Origin of the sequence: Aliisedimentitalea sp. MJ-SS2, assembly GCF_032586155.1 — a bacterium.
Lineage (GTDB): Bacteria > Pseudomonadota > Alphaproteobacteria > Rhodobacterales > Rhodobacteraceae > JAWHTC01.
Genome location: NZ_JAWHTC010000005.1, coordinates 160,850 through 183,270, shown reverse-complemented (window position 1 = coordinate 183,270; position 22,421 = coordinate 160,850). Strand labels below are relative to the sequence as shown.

General features: G+C 61.7%; 23 protein-coding genes. 9 read left to right on the top strand and 14 right to left on the bottom strand.

Annotation, left to right across the window (positions count from 1 at the left end; translation table 11 throughout):
* Positions 1-226 precede the first annotated feature (226 nt).
* Complete coding sequence (locus RXV86_RS18525) at positions 227-1,462, top strand: MFS transporter (RefSeq protein WP_316301855.1); 1,236 nt, start codon at positions 227-229, stop codon at positions 1,460-1,462.
* Between the two features lie 57 nt (positions 1,463-1,519).
* Here RXV86_RS18525 and RXV86_RS18520 read toward each other — a convergent pair whose 3' ends face one another.
* The 6 genes from RXV86_RS18520 to fghA form a co-directional block, all read right to left on the bottom strand.
* Positions 1,520-2,443 (bottom strand): alpha/beta hydrolase, encoded by a 924-nt coding sequence (locus RXV86_RS18520; RefSeq protein ID WP_316301853.1) that lies wholly within the window; start codon positions 2,441-2,443, stop codon positions 1,520-1,522.
* Positions 2,443-3,354 (bottom strand): ornithine cyclodeaminase, encoded by a 912-nt coding sequence (locus tag RXV86_RS18515; protein WP_316301851.1) that lies wholly within the window; start codon positions 3,352-3,354, stop codon positions 2,443-2,445. The genes RXV86_RS18520 and RXV86_RS18515 overlap by 1 nt, the downstream gene beginning before the upstream one ends.
* A gap of 127 nt (positions 3,355-3,481) precedes the next feature.
* Entirely contained in the window at positions 3,482-3,925 is a 444-nt protein-coding gene (locus RXV86_RS18510; RefSeq protein ID WP_316301849.1) for a YaiI/YqxD family protein, read from the bottom strand.
* On the bottom strand, positions 3,922-4,377 hold the full coding sequence (locus RXV86_RS18505; RefSeq protein ID WP_316301847.1) for a DUF4345 domain-containing protein: 456 nt from the start codon (positions 4,375-4,377) through the stop codon (positions 3,922-3,924). Before RXV86_RS18505 ends, RXV86_RS18510 begins: the two co-directional genes overlap by 4 nt.
* On the bottom strand, positions 4,374-5,834 hold the full coding sequence (gene sthA, locus RXV86_RS18500) for a Si-specific NAD(P)(+) transhydrogenase (RefSeq protein ID WP_316301845.1): 1,461 nt from the start codon (positions 5,832-5,834) through the stop codon (positions 4,374-4,376). The genes RXV86_RS18505 and sthA overlap by 4 nt, the downstream gene beginning before the upstream one ends.
* A 3-nt stretch (positions 5,835-5,837) precedes the next feature.
* On the bottom strand, positions 5,838-6,671 hold the full coding sequence (fghA, locus tag RXV86_RS18495) for an S-formylglutathione hydrolase (RefSeq protein ID WP_316301844.1): 834 nt from the start codon (positions 6,669-6,671) through the stop codon (positions 5,838-5,840).
* A gap of 119 nt (positions 6,672-6,790) precedes the next feature.
* Here fghA and RXV86_RS18490 point away from each other — a divergent pair, with 119 nt between their 5' ends.
* Positions 6,791-9,019: a DUF255 domain-containing protein gene (locus RXV86_RS18490; protein WP_316301843.1), complete on the top strand. Its 2,229-nt coding sequence runs from the start codon at positions 6,791-6,793 to the stop codon at positions 9,017-9,019.
* A 6-nt stretch (positions 9,020-9,025) separates the two neighbouring features.
* Here the strand turns inward: RXV86_RS18490 and RXV86_RS18485 are convergent, their stop codons facing one another.
* Entirely contained in the window at positions 9,026-9,958 is a 933-nt protein-coding gene (locus tag RXV86_RS18485; protein ID WP_316301842.1) for an AEC family transporter, read from the bottom strand.
* A gap of 297 nt (positions 9,959-10,255) precedes the next feature.
* Here RXV86_RS18485 and RXV86_RS18480 point away from each other — a divergent pair, with 297 nt between their 5' ends.
* Positions 10,256-10,747: a hypothetical protein gene (locus RXV86_RS18480; protein WP_316301841.1), complete on the top strand. Its 492-nt coding sequence runs from the start codon at positions 10,256-10,258 to the stop codon at positions 10,745-10,747.
* A 64-nt stretch (positions 10,748-10,811) separates the two neighbouring features.
* On the opposite strand, the gene mbfA is transcribed toward RXV86_RS18480, so the two are convergent.
* Positions 10,812-11,786, bottom strand: a complete 975-nt coding sequence (gene mbfA, locus RXV86_RS18475) for an iron exporter MbfA (protein WP_316301839.1) — start codon at positions 11,784-11,786, stop codon at positions 10,812-10,814.
* A gap of 159 nt (positions 11,787-11,945) precedes the next feature.
* Between mbfA and RXV86_RS18470 the strand changes: the two genes are divergently transcribed.
* Complete coding sequence (locus tag RXV86_RS18470) at positions 11,946-12,581, top strand: TetR/AcrR family transcriptional regulator (RefSeq protein ID WP_316301837.1); 636 nt, start codon at positions 11,946-11,948, stop codon at positions 12,579-12,581.
* A 1-nt stretch (position 12,582) separates the two neighbouring features.
* Here the strand turns inward: RXV86_RS18470 and RXV86_RS18465 are convergent, their stop codons facing one another.
* On the bottom strand, positions 12,583-12,963 hold the full coding sequence (locus tag RXV86_RS18465) for a hypothetical protein (RefSeq protein ID WP_316301836.1): 381 nt from the start codon (positions 12,961-12,963) through the stop codon (positions 12,583-12,585).
* On the opposite strand from RXV86_RS18465, the gene RXV86_RS18460 reads away from it, so the two are divergent.
* A complete protein-coding gene (locus RXV86_RS18460) occupies positions 12,962-13,618 on the top strand; it encodes a flavin reductase family protein (RefSeq protein WP_316301834.1) in 657 nt (218 codons plus the stop codon). The genes RXV86_RS18465 and RXV86_RS18460 overlap by 2 nt on opposite strands.
* A 90-nt stretch (positions 13,619-13,708) precedes the next feature.
* On the opposite strand, the gene RXV86_RS18455 is transcribed toward RXV86_RS18460, so the two are convergent.
* The gene (locus RXV86_RS18455; protein WP_316301833.1) at positions 13,709-14,821 is read right to left on the bottom strand and encodes an S-(hydroxymethyl)glutathione dehydrogenase/class III alcohol dehydrogenase; all 1,113 of its coding nucleotides are present in this window, start codon (positions 14,819-14,821) and stop codon (positions 13,709-13,711) included.
* A gap of 250 nt (positions 14,822-15,071) precedes the next feature.
* Here RXV86_RS18455 and RXV86_RS18450 point away from each other — a divergent pair, with 250 nt between their 5' ends.
* The 4 genes from RXV86_RS18450 (at position 15,072) to RXV86_RS18435 (ending at position 19,244) form a co-directional block, all read left to right on the top strand.
* The gene (locus RXV86_RS18450; protein WP_316301831.1) at positions 15,072-16,556 is read left to right on the top strand and encodes a DUF1963 domain-containing protein; all 1,485 of its coding nucleotides are present in this window, start codon (positions 15,072-15,074) and stop codon (positions 16,554-16,556) included.
* Positions 16,557-16,657: 101 nt separating this feature from the next.
* Entirely contained in the window at positions 16,658-16,948 is a 291-nt protein-coding gene (locus tag RXV86_RS18445; protein ID WP_316301829.1) for an I78 family peptidase inhibitor, read from the top strand.
* Positions 16,949-17,045: 97 nt separating this feature from the next.
* Positions 17,046-18,701: a DNA polymerase Y family protein gene (locus tag RXV86_RS18440; protein ID WP_316301827.1), complete on the top strand. Its 1,656-nt coding sequence runs from the start codon at positions 17,046-17,048 to the stop codon at positions 18,699-18,701.
* 201 nt (positions 18,702-18,902) lie between these two features.
* The gene (locus RXV86_RS18435; RefSeq protein WP_316301825.1) at positions 18,903-19,244 is read left to right on the top strand and encodes a DUF2794 domain-containing protein; all 342 of its coding nucleotides are present in this window, start codon (positions 18,903-18,905) and stop codon (positions 19,242-19,244) included.
* Positions 19,245-19,251: 7 nt separating this feature from the next.
* Here RXV86_RS18435 and RXV86_RS18430 read toward each other — a convergent pair whose 3' ends face one another.
* From RXV86_RS18430 to RXV86_RS18415, 4 genes are read right to left on the bottom strand one after another with little or no spacing between them, the layout of a single operon-like run.
* Positions 19,252-19,905: a 3-oxoacid CoA-transferase subunit B gene (locus RXV86_RS18430; RefSeq protein WP_316301824.1), complete on the bottom strand. Its 654-nt coding sequence runs from the start codon at positions 19,903-19,905 to the stop codon at positions 19,252-19,254.
* Positions 19,892-20,584 (bottom strand): CoA transferase subunit A, encoded by a 693-nt coding sequence (locus RXV86_RS18425; protein ID WP_316301822.1) that lies wholly within the window; start codon positions 20,582-20,584, stop codon positions 19,892-19,894. Before RXV86_RS18425 ends, RXV86_RS18430 begins: the two co-directional genes overlap by 14 nt.
* The gene (locus RXV86_RS18420; protein WP_316301820.1) at positions 20,581-21,069 is read right to left on the bottom strand and encodes a GNAT family N-acetyltransferase; all 489 of its coding nucleotides are present in this window, start codon (positions 21,067-21,069) and stop codon (positions 20,581-20,583) included. Before RXV86_RS18420 ends, RXV86_RS18425 begins: the two co-directional genes overlap by 4 nt.
* Positions 21,066-22,409: an aspartate aminotransferase family protein gene (locus RXV86_RS18415; protein ID WP_316301819.1), complete on the bottom strand. Its 1,344-nt coding sequence runs from the start codon at positions 22,407-22,409 to the stop codon at positions 21,066-21,068. The genes RXV86_RS18420 and RXV86_RS18415 overlap by 4 nt, the downstream gene beginning before the upstream one ends.
* Positions 22,410-22,421: the final 12 nt, after the last annotated feature.

Here is a 22,421-nt window from a genome sequence, read left to right as displayed (position 1 = left end):
ATCTTGCCCTAAACACTTGCTCCGCCCTTACCACCCCGCGCCGCGTTAACCTTCTGTCTCGTTAACCCGTTCAGCAAAAAACGCCCGACGGATACCCGACAGGTGCCAGACGGATTCCAGCCCCCTCAGCGCGCACCGTGCGGTGTCGTTAACCGTGACCTCACAAATCCTGATTTGACGCCGGGGTCACAACCGCTACTCTCCGCCAGCGCGCCAGGAGTAACCGATGCAGAAATCCACCCCCTTGATGACCCCCGTCCTGATCGTAGGCTGTGTTATCATCCTGATTTCATTTGCAATCCGGGCAAGCTTCGGGGTGTTCCAGATCCCGATTGCCGACGAGTTCGGCTGGGCCCGGTCCGAGTTTTCCATGGCCATCGCCCTGCAAAATCTTGCCTGGGGCATCGGCCAGCCGATTTTCGGCGCCATTGCTGAAAAGATCGGCGACCGGAAAGCGATTATTATCGGCGCGTTCACCTACGCCGCCGGTCTTGTTCTCAGTTCCGCAGCCGTTACCCCCACAGCCCACCAATTCTATGAAATCCTTATCGGTTTCGGCATCGCCGGCACCGGGTTCGGTGTCATCCTCGCCGTTGTCGGTCGCGCCAGTTCGGACGAGAACCGCTCGATGAGCCTCGCCATTGCCACCGCAGCAGGCTCGGGCGGGCAAGTGATCGGCGCGCCCATGGCCGAGTGGCTTCTGACCTCATTGCCTTGGCAAAGTGTCTTCCTGATTTTCGCCGCCATGATCCTTGCCATGCTATTTGCACTTCCGTTCATGCGCGCGCCCACCCGTCCTGCCACCAAGGCCGAGTTGGAAGAAAGCATGAGCGCAATCCTGAAAAAGGCCTTCAGCGACCCCTCTTACACCCTGATTTTCCTTGGCTTTTTCTCCTGCGGCTACCAGCTTTCCTTTGTCACGGCGCATTTCCCCGCCTTCGTGACCGAGATCTGCGGCCCGATCGCGGCCGGCGGGGTCCTGCATGATCTCGGGATCACCACCACGTCGCGCCTTGGCGCCGTGGCGATCTCGCTCATCGGTCTGGCCAATATCAGCGGCACGCTCATCGCGGGCTGGCTCGGCAACCGCTATTCCAAGAAATACCTGCTGGCCGCGATCTATACCGGCCGCACCCTTGTCGCCGCCGCCTTCATCATGGTGCCGATGACACCCGGCACGGTGCTTTTGTTCTCGGTCTCGATGGGCGCACTCTGGCTTGCCACCGTGCCGCTAACCTCCGGACTTATCGCCCATATTTACGGGTTGCGTTACATGGGTACGCTCTATGGCATCGTGTTTTTCTCACACCAGCTGGGTAGTTTTCTCGGCGTCTGGCTGGGGGGCAAGATGTACGACATCTACGGCAGCTATACTGCGGTCTGGTGGGTCGGGGTCGGCGTCGGCGCATTTTCGGCTATCGTGCATTTACCAGTCAAGGAACGTCGCCTGGTGCCCGCCTGACCGCTGGGTTCAAACCTTGTTAAGACCCGCATGCCATCCTTTGCGCAATATGTGGGTTCACCCCTCCAGAAACGCCCGCACAACCTGATCGGCATGGGTATAGGCCAGCCCGTGGCCAGCACCGTCGATGACGACATGATGTGTCTGCGGGTTCCAACCCGCCAGCACGTCCTTGGCCGCAATGGGGATGGTCTCGTCCTCCGCGCCCCAGATAGCGGTGACAGGCACTTTCGCCTCGGCCAGCGCCCTGTGAAACGGTTCGAAATCTTGCGTTAGCATTCCGCGCAGGCTGGCTAGGACCGAGCGCACATAGCCGCGCCGCTCAAGCTGCGCGCGCTGCCCCGATGTGATCGCCTCCGGCACCCCCGGCTGGCCCTGTTCCGCAGCAATTTCCGCAGTAATCGCCTGCCGGAACTTGCGCGGGAAAAGCAGCAGCATCAGCCACTCTGCCAGCGGCAGAGGCAAGCGTGATAGTGCTGCAGCAGTACCTAACTCATGGCCCATCCCTGCAGGCGCCAGCAAAACAACCCGCTCCATCCGCCCGGGAAACGCTGCCGCATAGCCCGCAGAAATCGCGCCGCCCATGGAATAGCCAACCAGGGTGAACCCATCCGCCACCCCCTGATCCTGCAACACGCCCTTCAATTGCCGAATGAAAAACGCCACATCCTGAGGCCCATGCGGTCGGTCCGAGTACCCGCGCCCGTAAAGGTCATAACTCAGCACGCGCCAGCCTTCGGACACCAGCCGCTTTGCCACCTCGTCCCAGACAAATTCCGGCGTCGTCAGCCCATGGACCAATACCGCCACGGGCCCCTGTTCCGGCCCCTGCCATCGGCAATGCACCTTGCCGTCCGGCAGATCCAGAAACGCACCCGGGGCCTCAGCCCGACAGCGTCGAACAGGCTTGCGTAACAGCTCTCCCAGCCACGGCGCCGCCCCTGCCAGGGCAATCCCACCAACAAGCCACGCGCCCGGCATCAGCCGTTCCAGGCATTGAGGATATAGCGGCTGGTCATCAGGTCCAGATGCGCCCCGCCGCCATTCTTGGCTATGGTGATCTCATCATCCGACTGGCGCTGGAATGCGCTCAGGTCATAGAAGTCCGCCACGATCTCCTCGCGCTTCAGCGCCCCGGATTTCAACGGCTCGATCAGCTCACCGATATGCTCGACTGTGGTGTCATAGCTGTCGACATAAACACTCGCCCGCGCCATTGCCTCGTCATCAACCTCGCGCATGTCAGGTCGGTAAGCGCCAATCAGATCAATATGTTGCCCCGGCTTCAGCCAGGCGCCCCGGATCACCGGTTCCGAACTCATGGTGGCGCTGACGATCACATCGGCCGCCCCGATCGCCTCTTCCAGATCACCGGCCACGGTGAGGCCTTCGAACTCAGCCGCCATCGCCTGTGCCCCCTCGGGGCTGCGATTCCAGATGGTGAACTGCGCATCCGGAAACAACGTGCCATAGGCCTCTCGCACCGACCGGCCCACGACCCCAGCCCCGACGATCAGGATGTTCTTCACATCCTTGCGTGCCAGCTTCGAGGCCGCCAACAGGCTGTCCCCGGCCGTCTTCCACTTGGTCACCAGGTGGAAATCGACAATCGCTTCCAACAGCCCGTTTTCGTCCGAGTATAAGTTCACCGCGCCATTGATCAGCGGCTGCCCACGCCCCGGATTGCCCGGCATGATCACTGCCGATTTTACCGCCACGCCCATCCCGTCGATCCAGGCCGAGCGACTCAAAAGCGTATCGTCACGCCGGTAAAGAAACGTGTCGCCAATCTCGGCCCTGGGCATCCTGTGCCCCGCTTCGAACGCCGCCAGCAACCCCGGCCAGCTCAGCTTTGCCTGCCCTTCGGCAAACGGGATCATCGGAATATCCATGGCACCCTCCCTTGGTCCTTACCGACAAGGTGCGCCGCCGCAAATCAAAGAACAACCCTGCTCTTCCTCTTGCACCAAATATCCCCGCCGGAGGCTCCCGTCCTCATCGTACGCGCAAACACATCTACTAGAGCGCTGCACTCCGTAACTCCCGCTCCAGCGCATCGAGAAATCGCGACCGATCCGCCTTGGTGAACCCCTTGCCGCCACCTTGGCGGAACGGATCGGCAGATCGCAAATCGGCCATCAGGTCGCGCATTGCCAGTGCCTCGCGGACGTTGGCCTGGGTCAGCCGCTCGCCGTTGTGTTTTAACACGCGGGCCCCTGCCTCGACACATTTGGCGGCCAACGGAATATCCCCGGTGATCACCACGTCGCCCGGCCCGGCCCGCTCGGCAATCCACATGTCGGCCACATCCGGCCCGTCAGGCACGATAACCGTTTCCACCAGCGGGTTCTGAGACATCCGCAACCCGCCATTCGAGACGATGAACATCTTCATCCCATGTCGCGTACCCACCCGCTCGACCTCGGCTTTCACCGGGCACGCATCTGCATCGACATAGATCATTGTTTGGGTTCCGTCCGCAGGATCATTGCGGCAATGGGCCATGGCAACAGAAGTTCAATCCACATCAATATGATGAAGAGCGACGAAGGCTCTTGTACCGACCAAAGCGATAGCACCCGGCCCAAACCACCAGCAAAAAACAGCGCGGCAAGGCCAAGCAGCATCGTGCGGTTGCCATCCACATCCCGCGCCTGATGCATTACGGCCGCACCGTAGGCAATCCAGAACACCGCAAAAAACCGCATTTCCGAATCTGAGTCAGCACCATCCAGACCGCCGCGATAGACCGGCGGTTCGACCAGGTTTTCCAGCAGGACGGCAAAGACGCGTGCCGTCACGTCCGGCCCGAGGAAATAGATCATCACGCCAGCCGCGATCGCGGTAAGCCCAAACCCGCGCAACACCCATGAGGCCACGCCGCCGGTCTCTCGATCTTGCCCCCGGTCGATCATTTTTCCTGTGATCCGGCCTTGCTTTTGCCGTCAGCCTTGGGCGGCTTTCTCCGCACGCGGTATTCCTCGGGGATCGGCATCCGGTTGAACGCGTCCAGCCCGGCAATGCGATACGCCTCGGCCAGGGTGGGGTAGTTAAACGTGTTCTCGACGAAGTAATCGACCGTGCCCTTCAGGTTCAAAACCGCCTGGGCGATATGAATTAGCTCGGTCGCGCCCTCACCGACGATCTGCACCCCCAAAAGGCGCCGCGTCTTCAGGCTGACCAGCATCTTCAACATACCATGTTCCAATCCCATGATATGCCCACGCGAAGTCTCGCGGAACCGCGCGAGCCCCACTTCGTAGGGAATGCCACGCTCCTGTACCTCTTCTTCGGACATGCCCACCGTGGAAATCTCGGGCACCGAGTAAATACCGTATGGAAACCACGGGCTTTCAGGCAACGTCGGCGTTTCCAGCGCATGACACGAGGCGACCCGGCCCTGCTGAATCGAGGTCGATGCCAGCGACGGGTGCCCGATCACATCGCCCGCGGCATAGATATGCGGAACCTCGGTCTGATAGGTCTTGCGATCCACAGTCAGCCGCCCGCGCTTATCGGTTTCTAGCCCAACCACGTCGAGGCTCAGATGTTCAGTCGCCCCCATGCGGCCCGCCGCAAAGAGCAACATCTCGGCCCGCACATGGCGACCATTTTCGAGGGTCACCTCCACATGTTTGCCCGCGTCCTCGACCCTGGAGATGGGCGACCCCAACCGCAGGTCCAGCCCCATCACCCGCACGTGGTGGGTAAATTCGTCGATGGTGTGACGGTCGATGTAATCAAGGAAACTGTCGCGCGGTTCGATCAACGTAACCCGCACGTCCAGCGCCGCAAACATTGTGGCATATTCCACCCCGATCACCCCGGCGCCCACCACCACCAACGAGCGCGGGATTTCGTCGATATCGAGAAACTCGTCACTGTCGAGGATGGTCTTGCCGTTGAACGGCATCGAAGTCGGACGATAAGTATGGGTGCCCGTGGCGATCAGAAATTTGGCTGCGCTCAGGCGCAGCTTTTCCCCGGCATCGGTGGACACCTCGATCTTATTGGCATCGATAAACCGCGCTTCGCCCATCAAGGTGTCAACATGGTTGCGGGCAAACTGGTGCTCCAGAACATCGACCTCATGATCAAGCGTCTTGTGCAGCCGCGCCTTCAAATCCCCGGCGTCGATATCCTCTTTGGCGCGGTAGCCACGACCATAAAACGCCCTCTCGCGCCAACCGGAAAGGTTAAGAACCGTCTCGCGCAGGGTCTTTGACGGGATCGTACCGGTATGCACAGAGACCCCGCCCAACCGATCTTGCCGGTCAATGACCAACACCTTGCGGCCCAGTTTGCCGGCCTGAATACCGGCCGAGCGTCCCGCCGGGCCCGATCCGATGATGATGAGGTCATAGTCGTGCATGATTTATCCCACGTAGAGCGCCTCGGCATGAAACGCGATGTGATCTTCCATGAAGGTGCTTACGAAAAAGTAAGAGTGATCGTAACCCGGTTGCAGCCGCAATGTCGCCTGCTGGCGTCGTTCGGCCACGGCCTGTGCAAACTGCTCGGGTTTCAGCAGGTCTATGAACTGGTCATTGGTACCCGTGTCGATCAGCATCGGCCCGTCAAACCCGTGTTCGCGCATCATCAGAGTTGCGTCGTGACGCCGCCAGGTGCCTTCATCTGCGCCCAGATAGGCCGTCAGCTGTTTACGACCCCAATCGCTGGCCGAGGGATGCGAGATCGGTGCAAAAGCCGAGACGGAGCGGAAACGCCCGGCGAGGCCCATCGCCAATGTCAGTGCGCCATGCCCACCCATCGAGTGGCCAGTGATCCCCTGGCGCTCCATGTCCAGCGGAAACTCAGAGCCCACCAGCGCGGGCAGCTCCTCGGCGACGTAGTCCCACATGTTGTAATGCGGTTCCCAGGGTTTCTCGGTGGCGTTCACATAGAACCCCGCCCCCATGCCCAGATCATAGGCCTCATCATCCGCCACACCCTCGCCCCGCGGCGAGGTATCGGGAAAGATCAGCGCGATTCCCTGCTCGGCGGCCCAGCTTTGTGCCCCGGCCTTCACCATGGCGTTTTCATGGGTGCAAGTCAGGCCCGACAGGTACCACAGCACCGGAACCGGCCCGTCCTTGGCTTCTTCCGGCAGGAACATCCCGAACGTCATCGGACAGCCACAGGCGTCCGAGCCATGCGTGTAAACCCCCTGCGTGCCGCCAAAGCACCTGTTTTCCGATACCGTTTCCATGGTTGTTCTCCATTTCCATTCCCGGGCAAGTAAGCGGTTTCGAAACCGCTTGTCACGCGAATTCGGATTTGCATCAAAAGGCTCTTTCCAGTGCCTTTTGCGCCTCACGCATTCGTCACATGTCAATTCAAACGCCACGGCTTATGGTGGCGCCCATGCGTATCGTGACCCTTCTTCTCACCCTGCTTCTACCGATCACCGCGATGGCCGAAAACCGCTTGGCCCGGGAAAGCTCGCTATACCTGCGCCAGCACGCGGATCAACCGGTTGATTGGCACCCCTGGGGACAAGAGGCGCTGGACATGGCACGCAAAACCGGCAAGCCGATATTCATCTCGGTGGGCTACGCTGCCTGCCATTGGTGCCACGTCATGGCCGAGGAAAGCTTCGACAACCCGGCGATTGCCGAGATTCTCAACTCCCGCTTCATTTCGATCAAGATCGACCGCGAGCGCCGCCCCGACCTGGACGAGCAGTTCATGCTTGTCACCTCGGCGTTGACCGGCACCGCCGGCTGGCCCAATTCGGTTTTCCTGACTCCGGATGGCGCGCCTTACTATGCCGGCGGGTATTTCCCGCCGGACGATTTCGCCCAGCTTCTGGTCGCCGTCGATGTCGCCTGGCAAAGCGACCGCGAAGAGGTCCTGCGCGTGGCAAGCGAATTACAGACCATGTTGCGCGGCTATCTCGACGGCCAGACCGAACTGCGCAATGTCTCCAGCGAGGAGATAACCAAGGCCGCACTGAACAGCGTTGCATCGCTTGATGAGTTTAATGGCGGCTTCGGTACCGGCCTCAAGTTCCCACGTGAAAGCTTCCTATTGTTCCTGCTCGATCAGGCGGCGCGACACGGACAAAGCGATTTGTTGAACGCCGTTACCCTGACCCTGGATGGCATGATCCGCGGCGGCATTCACGATCATGTCGGTGGTGGCTTCCATCGCTATGCCATCGACCCCGAGTGGCTAACGCCGCATTTTGAAAAGATGCTCTACAACCAGGCCCTGATGGCGCGCGTACTTCTGCGCGCCTATGTGCTTAACGGCAACAACGATTACTCCCGTACCGCCACGCGTACACTGGATTACGTGTTGCGCGACATGCGCGGCGATGAAGGCATGTTTTTTACCGCTCAAGATGCCGACACCATCCTGCCTACGGGTGAGCGCGAAGAAGGCCGATTCTACGTCTGGACGCCCGAGGAGATCACGGCGGCGTTGAACACGGATGCCGTGCCTTTCATGGCTGCGTTCAATATCATCGAGGACGGTCTGTTCGAAGGCCGCAACATTCCCAACCTGGGTCAATCTCCGCTGGAAACAGCGGCGTTGCTAGGCCTGTCGATACAGGAGTTCGACTCGCGGCTCGAACGTCTGCGGATCAAACGCGCAGCTCGAACTGCTCCAGTCCGCGACGAAAAGATCATTCTTAGCTGGAACGCCGAAATGATCGCCACACTGGCCGAGGCTGCCACAATCCTCGATCGTCCCGATTATCTTGCTGCCGCCGAAACCGCGGCCCTTGCGCTCTTGAAACGACTGGCCAGCGAGGACCGGTTGCACCGCGTGATCTATGACGATGTTGTTGATGTACCCGCGCAACTGGCTGACTACGCCGCCTTGGGCCGGGCGCTCCTGGCATTGCATGACCATGGCAGCACCGCCACCGACTGGTTGAGTGTCGCCGACCCGCTGGCAGGCGCAATGCAAACGCTTTTTGCCGATCCCGATCAACCGATGCGCATGACCGAAACCGCTGCAGGTCTTGGTCCCCTGCGCCCGCTCGACGACAACGAGATCGCCTCGGGCAACGCCCTGGCCCTGGGCTTTGTCTCGGGGCTGGATCGCCGGATGACCCGCACGGGTGATTTCGCCCCGCGCCTGGCTGCGCTTCTGGCCGCACGTGGGCTGGAACGCCCCGACCGGCGCAGCGCCATCCTGACAGCGCTGGAAACCGACCGGCTGGGTCCGGCCACACCCCTGCGGGTGTCCTCGGGTGGCGCGGTCAATGCGGTGGCGCGGGTCGACCGGACTACAGCCCAACTGCTTGTCGACATTGCCCTGCGCGACGGCTGGCACCTCAATGCCCATACGCCACTCGAAGATTACTTGATCGGCGTCTCGCTCGATGTCGATGGCACGCCCCTAACCGCAACAACCTATCCCGCTCCCGTCACCCGAAGTCTCGGGTTCAGTGCAGCTCCATTGGCGCTTTATGAAAACGATTTCGCGCTCACTGCGCCGCTGGACCTGTCGGGCGACACCCCCAAACGCGCTACGCTTATCCTGCAGGCCTGCAACGACGAACAATGCCTACCACCAGACGAAATGGTGTTCTGGTTCTGGTAGGGTTGTTCAGTAAAGCGTTGTCACCCAGGCAATCACCACCGGCACCGTGCCAACGCTGACCACGGTCGAGAACAGGATCGCCGCCGACACCCGGTGTGGCGCGACACCGTAGTGCTGGGCCAGGATATAGATGTTACCCGCCACGGGCAGCGCAGCGCAGGAAATCATCACCGCCGCCGGAAACGGATCAAGCGGGAAAATGTAAAGCGCCGCCAGCGCGACAAAGGCCGGATGCAACACCAGTTTGGCAAAGCTCAACCACCCCGCCACAACCATCCGCTCGGCCGATTTGGTCGCCAACGAGGCACCAATGGCAAACAACGCCCCCGGCGTGGCCGCCGCGCCCAGGATTGACAGAAACTCCTCAGCTGGGGCCGGCATCTGCAGGTTCGAAGCCGACCAGGCCAAGCCCAGTGCCATCGACATGATCATCGGATTTTTTAGCAACCCAATCGTGACCGTTCCCAGAACCGCCAATCCCGCCCGGCCGTCGCGTCCCGCCGTGACAAGAATTACGATCAGCGAGCCGAACACGATCAAGTCCATCGCCAGCACCATCATCACCGGTGCCACCGCCGCCTCGCCCAAGAGCAATGCCAGCATCGGAATGCCCAGAAAACCGGTATTGCCGATCACCCCGCATTGCGCCTCGATCGCAGCCTCCTCGGCGCTCCGTTTCCGCAGGTAGGCCACCGCCATGACCATGCCATAAACAAACCCCGAGCCCCACAGATAGGCCAGAATGAACCGCGTATCGACGACTTCTGCCAGCGACAGGTTGGCGGCAAAGCGGAAGATCATCGCCGACAGCGCGAAATAGAAAACGAACTTGGTCAAATACGCCGTCGCTTCCTCGGTAAAGAACCGCGTCCGTCCGGCGCCATAGCCAAGGCCAATCAACGCAAAAAACGGCAAGGTTTTGAGGAAAATATCAAGCATGCCCAACCTCTAGAGGGGCTGGCGTAGCGAGGCAATGGCGGTTGTAACCCACCTGGTGGTCGGCAACCCGTTTCACGCCGAAAACGCACGCGCCTGCCCCCAACGAACCGTGGCACCCACGACAACGTGACAAAGCTCTGACAGAGCCCCTCTCGACAAAAGGGGGCTGCGGACGTTAGCAAACTTGTGTCAGAGATGTCGCTACGGGTGGAAAGGTCCTAAATGCGCAAGACGTTTGCGGTTCTCACTGCTCTTTCACTATTCGTTTTCGCTTCGGCTTGTGCCGGACCACCACCCATGGGCAAACCAGACGAGATTGCTGCGCTGGCCCGCGAAATCCAGGAGCTCGCCCCGGATGTTGACCCCGCCGAGGCAGAGCGCGCGGCACGCATCGCCTTCACCCACGCATTCCAGCTATCGCGCGAATACGAAATCACCGATCCGCCGCTCATTCACAACACCAAGGTCAATGCCGGGCTGCGACCGCGGGGTCTGTGCTGGCACTGGGCCGAAGACATGGAAAACCGACTGGCACAGGAAACCTTTGAAACCCTAACGCTGCATCGGGCCATCGCCAACTCGGACAACCCGATGCGGATCGAGCACTCGACCACCATCATCTCGGCGCAGGGCCAAGGCATGTATGACGGCATCGTACTGGACCCCTGGCGCAAGGGCGGACGGCTGACTTGGGCCGTCACGCGAGAGGACAAGGATTACAAGTGGCTGCCCCGCAAGCAGGTGTTGATCAAGAAACAGCAGCGAAAAGCGCGCCGCAAACAGAACTGATCCTCCCCCTCGCAACCGGACCCGCGTTTTCGCGAAATTCGCGTATGCCCGGGCGCGGATCGTGCTATCCGCTGCCGATTATTGCGCCCGCCGCAAAGACCAGCGCCCCGCCCAGAACCACCTGGAATGCGGCCCGGAAGAACGGGGTTTCCATATACTTGTTCTGTATCCAGGCAATCGCCCACAGCTCGATGAACACCACGATGAAGGCGATGATCGTTGCGGTCCAGAAATCCGTGATCAGGTAGGGCAGCGCGTGGCCCAGCCCGCCAACCATGGTCATGATACCGCTGGCAAAACCGCGCTTGATCGGACTGCCGCGACCGGACAGCTCGCCATCATCGCTGGCAGCTTCGGTAAAGCCCATCGAGATCCCGGCGCCGACGCTGGCCGCCAAACCGACAAGGAAGGTGGTCCAGGTGTCTTGGGTCGCGAATGCAGTGGCAAAGATCGGCGCCAGGGTCGAGACCGACCCATCCATCAGTCCCGCCAGCCCGGGTTGCACCCAGGTCAGCAGGAATTGCCGATGTGCGGTGCGCTGTTCATCCTCGCGCGTGTCATCACTGAGGTGCTCCTGCTCCAACCGCCCGGCGGTGTGCTGATGCCCGGCTTCGGCCGCCGCCAGATCGCCCAGTAGCTTGCGTGTGCCCGCATCCGTGCTGCGGCTCGCCGCACTCAGATAGAACCGCTCGGCATCGCGTTCCATCGCCTCGGCCTCTTCGCGCATGCGTTCCAGCCCGAGGTTCTCGACCAGCCATACGGGCCGGCGGGCATAGTATCCCGCCACGTGCTCGCGCCGGATCAACGGGATCACCTCACCGAAACGCGCCACATGCATGTCGATCAGACGCTGACGGTGGCCGTCCTCTTCCACCGCCATACCGTCGAAGACCTTGGCGGTATCGGGGTAATCGGCACGCAGGCGTTCGGCAAACATCCGGTAGATCCGCGCATCGTCCTCTTCGGACGAGATCGCAAGCGCCAGCACTTCCTGTTCGCTCAGATCGGCAAAACGCCGCCTTTGGGTAAGAAACCGCATATCTGCCCCCGGTGTCCATTCTTGCAGCCAATTCAGACTTATGCCGCCCGTAATCGATAGACAAGGGCGTCAGCCGGCATGATACCCCTTGCCGCAACCGAACCGAGCAGTTTAGCCTTTTCACATCTCAGAATGGCCGCCAACTACCTCGGAGACCCGATGTCCGCCACAACCTGCCAAATCTCTCTGCCGCCGATAAAACGCACCGGCCGCAAGTTCGATCAGGTGCTGGAAGGCGCGCGCAAAGTGTTCATGGCGGACGGGTTCGAAGGCGCCAGTGTGGATGACATCGCGCGTCAGGCCGGCGTATCAAAGGCCACGCTATATGCCTATTTCCCAGACAAGGCTCGGCTGTTCTCCGAGGTCGCCCGCCGCGACTGCGACCGCATTGCCGACGCGGCCCTGCAAAGCATCGATATGTCCGCTCCCGTTGCCGACGTGCTGAGCGCGGTCGCCACACAGATACTGACCTTCCTGTTGACGGAACCGGCACAATCCATGTTCCGCATCTGCATCTCCGAACGCGGACGCTTCCCCGAAATTGCACACGCATATTACGAAGCCGGTCCAGAAATGGGACGCAAGCAGTTGGAAGAGGGGTTCCGCGATGCCGTGGCGCGTGGCGAATTGCGGATTGAAGATTACACTTTGGCGGCAGAGCAGTTTTCCGACCTTGCCAAATCCCGGCTATGGTTGCGTGCGGTGTTCGGGGTGCAGACAAAGTTTTCGCATCAAGAGATTGCCCATGTGGTCGACGAGGCGGTCAAGACCTTCTTGGCGCGCTACGGCACCTGAATCAGCCGGTGCAACCATTTGCCTGCATAGCGTTCATACAACCGCCATCCCTCGGAACTGCCGCCATGGACCTTGCGCCGCACCCACCCAGCGCAACAGCGCTGCGACAGAAACTCTCAGCCTCATCCCACAACCCCAGCGCTCCGGCCGATGACCCGGCCAGCGCTGTGACCGCCGTGTGGTCTGGTAGATGCAGGAGCGCCTTTTTGGCATGATAGAGCGTTTTGCGATCGGCCCCCGCGTCATAAGCGGCCTGGATCGCTGCAAGGTCGATCGTCGTCCGAATGCGAAGGGCACGGGTAAGGTTTGCACCCCGTCGCCTCCCCTTGATCCGCCCCCCCTGCCGGGCCAAGCTTGCAGCGACACCAGAGGAGATCGCCATGCATTACGCCCCGCAATCCGAGCCCTGCCCGCTACCGTTCAGCCCGTTCAAATCCTGCACCGTGCCGCGACCCATCGGATGGCTATCGACGATCTCGAAAGACGGCATCGCCAATCTTGCGCCCTATTCCCAGTGGCAGAACCTGACGTTCGATCCGCCCATGGTGATGTTCGCCGCCAATCAGCTCAGCTCGGGTGAACGCAAACACACGGTGGTCAACGCCGAGGACACCGGCTGGTTCGTTTGGAACATGGCGACCTATGAGTTGCGCGAGGCAGTCAATATCTCGGCGATGGAACTGCCTCGGGGCGAGGACGAATTCACCCGCGCCGGGGTGACCAAGGCGGCCTGCATCGATGCCCCGGGACCACGCGTTGCCGAAAGCCCGGCACATTTCGAGTGCCGCTACCTCTCCACCCACCGGTTGCGTGGCAGCTCCAATCATGGCTGGGTCGACGTGGTCTATGGCGAAGTCATGCGTATTCACGTCAATGACGATGTGGTAACGCCCGATGGCAAACTCGACATCCCCGCCATTCGCCCGCTGGCGCGGCTGGGATATTACGACTACACCTCGGTGACCGAGACCTTCGAGATGCGCATTCCCTCGGACAACCCCAACACGCTGGTGGGGCTGGAGGGAAAGTCAAGCTGACAGTCTTCGCCCCATTTCGGAAGCGAAAGATCTTAATCCAAAAAAAACCGGCCAGGATTTTGGTTCAAAAGCCCGACGCCGCGTTCAATCTCAGTAGACCACCACCGAGCGGATAGATTCACCTGCATGCATCAGGTCGAACCCCTTGTTGATGTCATCCAGCCCCATCGTATGGGTGATCATCGGGTCGATCTCGATCTTGCCGTCCATGTACCAATCGACGATCTGCGGCACCTCGGTGCGGCCACGGGCACCACCGAAGGCGGTGCCGCGCCAGACCCGACCGGTGACAAGCTGGAACGGACGCGTCGAAATCTCGGCCCCTGCAGGGGCCACGCCGATAATCACGCTTTCACCCCAGCCCTTGTGCGCCGATTCCAGCGCCGTGCGCATCACTTGGACATTGCCGGTGGCATCAAAGGTGTAATCCGCGCCACCGCCGGTCAGTTCCACCAGATGGCCCACCAGATCACCCGAAACCTCGGTCGGGTTGACGAAATCGGTCATGCCGAACCGGGTTGCCATTTCGACCTTGGCCGGGTTCAGGTCAACGCCGACGATCTGATCGGCCCCGGCCATGCGCAGGCCCTGGATCACGTTCAGACCAATGCCGCCCAGACCAAACACGATCGCCCGCGAGCCGATTTCGACCTTGGCGGTGTTGATCACCGCGCCGATGCCGGTGGTTACGCCGCAACCGATGTAACAGATCTTGTCGAACGGCGCGTCCTTGCGCACCTTGGCCAGCGCGATCTCGGGCAGGACCGTGTGGTTGGCGAAGGTTGAGCAGCCCATGTAGTGCAGGATGGGCGTGCCATCGAGCATCGAGAACCGGCTGGTCCCGTCGGGCATCAGGCCCTGGCCTTGCGTCACGCGGATCGACTGACACAGGTTGGTCTTGGGGTTGAGACAGTATTCACACTCCCGGCATTCCGGCGTGTAGAGCGGGATCACGTGGTCGCCCACTTCAAGGCTGGTCACACCCGGGCCAACCTCGACCACCACGCCTGCGCCTTCATGACCCAGGATTGCCGGGAACAAACCCTCGGGGTCGGCGCCAGACAAGGTAAACTCATCGGTGTGGCAGATGCCGGTGGCCTTGATCTCGACCAGAACCTCACCGGCCTTGGGGCCGTCCAGGTTCACTTCCATCACTTCAAGCGGTTTTCCGGCCTCAAGGGCAACGGCTGCACGGGTACGCATGGTTTCGGTCTCCTCGCGAGTTTCCTGGACGTGTTTCTCGGCGCGAGACTGCGGCAATCGCGCACTGTTTTCAATATGAACTCACATGCACAGGCAAGATTCTCCGCTGCCGACACTCCAAGGTCTAAACTCGGCAATTCCCCGCCGCCCAGCCGAAACCCCGGCAATCTCCTTTCTTCCGCCGCGAACCTGCCCAATTTGTGCCGCAGGTCGAACCAACCCTTTGGGGAAGTACCTGAGGGAGATGAGGATGAACGCTGCCACGTTCGCACCGATCCACGATCATGACCTGAACCAGGAAAACCTGCGCCTGCCGGCAATTCTGGCCGGGCTTGTGCTGTTTGCAGGTGGAATGATCACACAACAGCCGTGGATGAGCTTCCTTGGCGTTGCGGCCTTCCTGGGCACCTACATGAGTGCCACCACAACGCCGCAGGCCGGGGCAGCCGACCCGGCGCGACGGGTGGTTTTCGATGGCGAACTTGTCGGTGAGGAAATCTACGCCCCGGTCGACATCACGGAAATTCTTGCCCGGGCCAACGCTGCAGTTGCTGACAACAGCAAAACCACCCCCGCACTGCGGGTGCTTCCAATCGTGCCGCTGCGTGGAGGCTTGGAAATCAACAGCTGGTTGGGTGGCAATCCCTATCTGCCGCAGGACGTCGACTGGCCCGTGCTTGATGGAGAGCCCGCGCTATTTCTTGCACAGATCAGCCTGACCCACGTGCCCGACGACATCTGGCAAGGTCAAGGTCCGCGCGATGGCTGGCTTGTTATGTTCGCTTCGCAATCGAACTTGGAACACACACATCTGCTGCACACCCATTGCTTTGGTGAAGAACGGCAGGCACCCGGTCCGCTGACCTATCCAGACATTGTGCCGAAACGCGCGGACCTACTGGAAAGGGCTGTGGGACGCCCGGCAACCATCCCGCGCTGGCCGGTCGAATTCTGCCGTCAGGACAATCAGGAAACCACACCGCTTGATCGCCCCAACAAGGCGGACAGCCCTTTGGCTCCTGTTCAGTGGGTGACCGGTCGGATACCTCTGACAGACCCTGGTCTTGTGCCGTTTGATTGGGGATCAGCCATGGTTTTGCTCGAAGTGGCGACAACAGATCTGGAATGGCAATACAGGGTGGTCTCGACCCTTGTCGAGACAGGGTCAGACGATCCCCAAGCTCTGGGCTTTCTCGAAACGCTGCGAGCGACGACGGACAACCTCCATGCCCTGCACAGCGAACTGGCGCAGGCCCGTGACAGCGGACTGCCATTTGATGACCAGGTGTGCGAGTTGATGATCCGGGGGCTTGGCGTGCTGCAGGTCGAAAGCGGTGAGAACATCGAAGAACGCGATACCGATCCGGGCATGCAGTCGCTTCTGGATCAGGACCAGATCCGGCGCGATTACATCCATTGGTTGGACCAATATGCGCGGGCGATTTACAGCGACAGACCGGATTCTCTGCCTCCGGAACACCGCGACCAGTTCGAGGAGCTATGGGCCTGGCACGCGCTGCACGAACGTGGATGGATCGGCGGGGTTATCCCTGGCACCTTCGCATCGGCCTCCAGCCACGATGCGGCGGAACGTGTCGCATTGTTGCGCCTGCAAAGCAGTGACTTGATGGGATGGGGCTTCGGCAATCAGAACGAGTTCTGTATCTCGATCGAGGTTGACGATCTGGCGCGCGGGGATTTCTCGCAGACCCGTGGCGAAGTCTCAGGCGGATGAATGGCGGGACATCGCCGGTTTTGTCGGCGGGGTGGCAACCCGGTTGAACCCGGGCACCGGTCGCCCCACGTTCGGGTATATGCCAGTTGTCAGGAGCCGCCATGCGCCGCCTTCGTTTTGCCCTTTCCGCCCTTTCTCCGGTTGTCTTTCTCGTGGCCTGCGCGCCGCCTTCGGACGTACCGCCCGTGGTGCCCTTGCCGCCGGAAAATGCCTGTGGTGCTGGGCAATACCAATCGCTGATCGGAACGGCGGTCGATGCGACGATGTTCAAGGGACATGACCAGCTGCGTATCATCCCGCCGGGCACGGCGGTGACGATGGATTACAACCCAACCCGGCTGAATGTGGAAACCGACAAAGCCGGGATCATCACCCGGATCTATTGCGGCTAAGCGGGGCGGCAAGATGGGTCTCGACTCCGATCCCGACTCGCGCCACAATAAGAACATATCATGAACATTCTTACCGCTGTCGCCAAGATCACACCTCATGTCCACCCGTCGCATCCTCTCGCTCTGGTTCCCCTGCCTTGGGGCGGAACGCCTCATCCGGCGGGACGGACTCGACCCGGACCTGCCCTTTGCGGTGGTCCGCGATACAGGGCAGATGCAAGTGCTGTCCTCGCTGTCGCCCGCCGCTTTTGCCCAGGGGCTGCGCCCGGATCAACCCTTGCGCGACGCGATGGCGATGTGCCCGGCCCTGCTCACCCGGCTGCGCAATGGCCCGACTGAGGCGGCGTTTCTGACCACACTCCGACGTTGGGCCACACGCTATTCACCCTGGATTGGTGAGGATGGCGAGGACGGGCTGATCGCCGACATCTCCGGTTGCGCCCACTTGTTTGGTAGTGAAGAGGGCCTGCTGACCCGGATCGACGAGGACACTGCGGCCTTGGGCCTGAGCGTGCGCTCGGGGCTGGCCGACACGCGCGGCGGGGCCTGGGCATTGGCCCGCTATGCCGGACGCAGCGCCGGACATGCCCGTTCCGGTGACGCGATTGACCAGGAGGCCCGCGCCACCCGCGCCCGAGCCACCAAGCGGCGGCACTGGACCCGGGGCGGCGCGGCACCCTCGGGGTCCCCGGCCACAACGCCACAAGGCCGCATCGCCGCCCCCGGCCAGACCCATTCTGCCCTTGCCCCCCTGCCGGTGGCGGCGTTGCGGCTGGATGCTCCCACGACCGAGGCGCTGGCCCGGCTGGGCCTGCGCCAGATCCACGCCCTGATCGGCCAGCCCCGCGCCAACCTCGCGCGGCGGTTCGGCAAGGGGCTGGTGCTGCGGCTGGACCAGGCACTGGGCGCGGTACCAGAACCCGTTACCCCGGCGGGACCCGACAGCCATTTCGCCACCCGGATGTCCCTGCCCGAACCGATCGGGTTGGAAAGCGATATCCTGGCCGGGCTGGACCGGCTGTTGCCGCGCCTGTGCACGCTTCTTGACGACAAGGGTCATGCCGCCCGCACGGTGCGGCTTGAAATGTTCGGCACCGATGGCAGTGTACAGGCGGTGTCGGTCACACTCGCGCGCCCCGGCACCAACCCCGACAGCCTGCGTCCGCTTTTCGCGATGAAACTGCCCGAGATCGACGCTGGATTCGGCTTTGACATGCTGCGCTGCGAGGCGGTGGTGACCGAGGCGGATAACCTTGCACATTCCGGTTCGGCCCCGACGGTCCGGCACTCGACCACCCGGCGCAACACCGGACCCGCACTTGACGACCTGATCAGCCGCCTGGGCGCGCGGGTGGGGATGGAGGCGATCACCCTACGCCACCCGGCAAGCAGCTATGTCCCCGAGAAAAGCGCCCTGACCCTGGCTGCGGGCTGGGCCAAGCCACATGAGCGCTGGCCCAAGCGCCACGGGGTCAGCCGGCCGCTACTACTGTGGCGGCCCGAGCCGGTGATGGCCCCGGACCACCCCATTCCAGCAGCAAAGTTCCGCTGGCGCGGCCGCGACCATGAGCTGTGCACCGCCACCGGGCCAGAACGCATCGCTCCGGAATGGTGGTTCGACGACCCCGACTGGCAAAGCGGCACCCGCGATTACTGGCAGGTGGTCACCGGTGACGGCGCGCGGCTATGGCTGTTCTTTGCCCATGGTGCGGCCCTGTCGCCCGGCTGGTTCTGTCACGGGTCCTTTGCCTGAGGGTTCGCGCCACTTGGGCAGCACCGGCAGTTTGAGGTTGCGCCGCTTTCGGCGTCGCCCCACTTTGCACGCGAGAGGCCTCGCTTCGCTCGGCCCCGTACGGGTCACTGGTGGCGCCGCGTTGTCGCACAGCGATACGACCAATCCGGGCGGACCAAAGCAAAAACTTGATTTCGACGGAAAACGCGGCAAACTGGCTGTATGAACGTCCAACACCCCAGCCCCTTTCCCGGGGCCCAGCAGACGCAAGTATCCTTTCACCGCACAGAGCTGAGCGTGATCCTGTCACTTTACGGACGCATGGTCGCCGCAGGAGAATGGCGCGACTATGGTATTTCCAGCCTCAGGGACTGCGCCATCTTTTCGATCTTTCGCCGTACCGCCGAGCACCCGCTTTACCGGATCGAGAAACACCCCAAGCTGCGCAATCGGCAGGGGCAATACTGCGTAATCGGCATGGATGGGCAGATCCTGAAACGCGGCCATGACCTGAAAACCGTGCTGCGGGTGTTGGAGCGCAAGCTGATCCGGTCAGTGGACTGAACACACCCTAGAAGGTCGGAATGTCCCCATCGGGGATCGCCAGGGGCGCACCGGTCACGGCCGCAACCTCGTCCACCCCGATCCCTTGTGCCAGTTCCCGCAGGGCGAACCCTCCCGCAGTGATGTCGATCACCGCCATGTCGGTGAACACCCGGGACACGCAGCCCGCGGCCGTCAGCGGCAAGGAACATTCGGCCTTGAGCTTGGGATTGCCCTTACGGTCCACATGCGTCGTCAGCACCGCCACGCGGCGCGCCTTCTGGGCCAATTCGATCCCGCCGCCTGCGCCGGGGGAAAACCGCCCCGGGATCTTCCAGTTGGCCAGATCGCCATGTTGCGAGACCTCGAAGGCCCCCAGCATCGTGAGGTCCAGCCGCCCACTGCGCACCAGGGCAAAGGACACGGCGCTGTCAAAGAATCCACTGCCGGAGATGGTCGAGATATAGGCTCCACCAGCATCGATCAGGTTACGATCAGCCTGATCGTAGGGCAGCACCGGGCCGATGCCCGACAACCCGTTCTCGGTATGAAGGCAGACCGGGAAATCGCTGGCCAAGTGACCAACAACCCGTTGCGGCAGCCCGATGCCGAGGTTCACCACCATGCCCGGCGCGATATCGCGAGCGGCCCGCGCCACCAGTCTTTGCTTAGCGTCGGACAACGGAATACTCCTCGGACAAATCGGACAGTTCGACCACGTGGTCGACAAACGGCCCCGGTGTGTGCACCGCATTGGGCTCAAGCTGACCCATCGGAACCACCTTTTCGCTTTCGGCAATCACGCAACCTGCGGCCATCGCCATCAGAGGATTGAAATTTCGTGCGGTTGCCACGTAAGCAAGATTGCCAAACGGATCGGCCTGCGCGGAATGTAACAGAGCTACGTCGGCGCGGATTGCGGTTTCGATCATCGCCTCCTGACCATTAACCTGCACCCGCGGCTTGCCATCGCCCAGCTCGGTCTCCATCGCGATATCGGTGACGATCGCCTTGAGGCCCGCACCCCCGGCGCGCACGCGCTCGGCTAATATGCCCTGAGCACAGAATTCGACCTCGAGCGTGCCCTTGTTCATCATGACAATCGCGCGGGCATTGAGCCCGATGTGAGTGGTGATCAGCCGCGCTACCTGACCATTGGCCAACAGGTGGTCGATCCCCATGCCGGTTTCGTTGGCATCGTTCTTGATCACGGTCAGGCCCGTCTGACCCTGCCGCACCAGCTCGTGGATCAATGTGAAAGGGGTGCCGGGCACGCCGAACCCGCCCACCATCACCGTGTCACCATCACGGATCTTGGCGATGGCCGCTTCCAGCTCGCAGGTCTTGTCGGGCAGGATCATGCCGGCCCCGCTTTCATCGAAACCAAGTCGCAGAACGCCACCTCTTTCAGCATCAATGGCGCATCATTGCCGCGATGCACAAAGCCCAGCCGGGCATAAAACCGTGCCGCACCCGGATTGCTGTGGTTAACCGTTAAACCCAAGTAGCCTGCATTCCAGGTTCGGGCCGCGTGCTCGGCCACTGCCGCCAGCAAACGCTGCCCCAGCCCGCTACCGCGCTGATCAGGCGAGACCCACAGGTCCTGCACATAGACACCCGGCAGGGCATAGGTGGTCGAGTAATGGCGGAGGAACAGGGCCAAGCCCTGCGGGGCGCCATCCCGCTCGGCAAGGATAGATTGGAAATGCGCCTGCGGACCGAACCCGTGCTCCTGCACGCTGCGTTCACTTGACACGAAATCCGCATCCCCCAGGTCCTTGGCCAGACGCCGCAGCATTTCGGCCACCACCCCGGCATCCTCTGGCTGCGCCAGGCGCAAAATCATACCCCTGCCCCCACGGCCAGTCCCGCCTCGTCAGCGAACTGGTCCAACGACGCGGTCAGCATCTCCATCAACTCGTCAATGCCATCCTCTGTGATGATCATCGGCGGGCAGACCAGAAAGTGATCGCCCGAAGTCCCGCCCCGCGTACGCCGTGAATAGATGATCAAGCCCCGATCATAAGCGATGTTGACCAGGCGGTCATGGGCGTTGAGCGCGACCGGCAGGGGCTCCATCGTGACCCGGTCCTCGACCATCTCGAACGCTGTTAACAGCCCCTTGCCGCGCACGTCCCCGATGAACGGGTAACGGTTCATCAACCCGTTCAGCCGCGACATCAGAACATCACCCATCGCAGCGGCATTGCCGATCAGGTCTTGGCGTTCGCTCTCTTCAATCACCGCCAGTCCAGCGGCACAGGCCAGCGGATTGCCCGCATAGGTATGACCATGGGCAAAGCCGCCCGCATCCAGCACAGCCTCGACAACATCTTCACGCGCGATCATCGCACCCAGAGGCACGTAGCCGCCCCCAAACCCTTTGGAGATGGAAATCAGGTCCGGCTCGACATCCCAATGTTCTGCCCCCCAGAAGCGGCCGGTGCGTCCACCCCCAGACATCACCTCGTCATGGATCAGAAGCACGCCATACTTGTCGCAAATCTCGCGAACCCGCTTCATGTAGCCTGCAGGCGGGACCAGCGCCCCGGTCGAAGCCCCGCCAACCGGCTCGTGAATAAAGGCCGCCACGGTCTCGGGGCCTTCCTCCAATATCTTGGCCTCCAGCATGTCGGCATAATGCACCCCGGTTGCGGGGTCATCCGCGTCCAACCCATCAAGATAGGCCCGTGGCGCCGGGATTTTCGGCATGCCGCGCATCATTGGATCAAACGGCACCGACAAAGGCGCGTATCCTGTGACCGCCAGCGCCCCAAGGGTCGAACCATGATAGGATGGTGCGCGCGAAATGATCTTGTAGCGCTGCGCCTCACCCTTGGCCAAGGCGTATTGCCGGGCCAGCTTGATGGTGCTTTCCACCGCCTCGGACCCGCCCGAGACAAAAAACACCCGGTTAAGCCCTTCGGGGCACAGCGCCGCCGTCTTCTCGGCCAAAGCCTCTGACGCTTCGGTTTGGAAGTGCAGCCGGTAGCCAAAGGTCGATTTCTCCATCTGGCGGCGCATTGCGTCCAGAACCATTGGGTTGGAATGGCCGATATTGCTGACCATCGCTCCCGAGGAGCCATCGAGGTAACGCCGACCCTCTTTTGACCAAAGGTATATCCCTTCGGCCCGGTCTAGCTCGGGACGGGACAAGCGGTTCTGATAGAAAAGTCGGCTGGTCACTGTTTCCCTCCA

Coding starts and splice junctions, on each gene's coding strand:
- RXV86_RS18525 (WP_316301855.1), top strand. CDS start 227: ATGCAGAAATCCACCCCCTTGATGACCCCCGTCCTGATCGTAGGCTGT.
- RXV86_RS18520 (WP_316301853.1), bottom strand. CDS start 2,443: ATGCCGGGCGCGTGGCTTGTTGGTGGGATTGCCCTGGCAGGGGCGGCG.
- RXV86_RS18515 (WP_316301851.1), bottom strand. CDS start 3,354: ATGGATATTCCGATGATCCCGTTTGCCGAAGGGCAGGCAAAGCTGAGC.
- RXV86_RS18510 (WP_316301849.1), bottom strand. CDS start 3,925: ATGATCTATGTCGATGCAGATGCGTGCCCGGTGAAAGCCGAGGTCGAG.
- RXV86_RS18505 (WP_316301847.1), bottom strand. CDS start 4,377: ATGATCGACCGGGGGCAAGATCGAGAGACCGGCGGCGTGGCCTCATGG.
- sthA (WP_316301845.1), bottom strand. CDS start 5,834: ATGCACGACTATGACCTCATCATCATCGGATCGGGCCCGGCGGGACGC.
- fghA (WP_316301844.1), bottom strand. CDS start 6,671: ATGGAAACGGTATCGGAAAACAGGTGCTTTGGCGGCACGCAGGGGGTT.
- RXV86_RS18490 (WP_316301843.1), top strand. CDS start 6,791: ATGTCAATTCAAACGCCACGGCTTATGGTGGCGCCCATGCGTATCGTG.
- RXV86_RS18485 (WP_316301842.1), bottom strand. CDS start 9,958: ATGCTTGATATTTTCCTCAAAACCTTGCCGTTTTTTGCGTTGATTGGC.
- RXV86_RS18480 (WP_316301841.1), top strand. CDS start 10,256: ATGGGCAAACCAGACGAGATTGCTGCGCTGGCCCGCGAAATCCAGGAG.
- mbfA (WP_316301839.1), bottom strand. CDS start 11,786: ATGCGGTTTCTTACCCAAAGGCGGCGTTTTGCCGATCTGAGCGAACAG.
- RXV86_RS18470 (WP_316301837.1), top strand. CDS start 11,946: ATGTCCGCCACAACCTGCCAAATCTCTCTGCCGCCGATAAAACGCACC.
- RXV86_RS18460 (WP_316301834.1), top strand. CDS start 12,962: ATGCATTACGCCCCGCAATCCGAGCCCTGCCCGCTACCGTTCAGCCCG.
- RXV86_RS18465 (WP_316301836.1), bottom strand. CDS start 12,963: ATGGCGATCTCCTCTGGTGTCGCTGCAAGCTTGGCCCGGCAGGGGGGG.
- RXV86_RS18455 (WP_316301833.1), bottom strand. CDS start 14,821: ATGCGTACCCGTGCAGCCGTTGCCCTTGAGGCCGGAAAACCGCTTGAA.
- RXV86_RS18450 (WP_316301831.1), top strand. CDS start 15,072: ATGAACGCTGCCACGTTCGCACCGATCCACGATCATGACCTGAACCAG.
- RXV86_RS18445 (WP_316301829.1), top strand. CDS start 16,658: ATGCGCCGCCTTCGTTTTGCCCTTTCCGCCCTTTCTCCGGTTGTCTTT.
- RXV86_RS18440 (WP_316301827.1), top strand. CDS start 17,046: ATGTCCACCCGTCGCATCCTCTCGCTCTGGTTCCCCTGCCTTGGGGCG.
- RXV86_RS18435 (WP_316301825.1), top strand. CDS start 18,903: ATGAACGTCCAACACCCCAGCCCCTTTCCCGGGGCCCAGCAGACGCAA.
- RXV86_RS18425 (WP_316301822.1), bottom strand. CDS start 20,584: ATGATCCTGCCCGACAAGACCTGCGAGCTGGAAGCGGCCATCGCCAAG.
- RXV86_RS18420 (WP_316301820.1), bottom strand. CDS start 21,069: ATGATTTTGCGCCTGGCGCAGCCAGAGGATGCCGGGGTGGTGGCCGAA.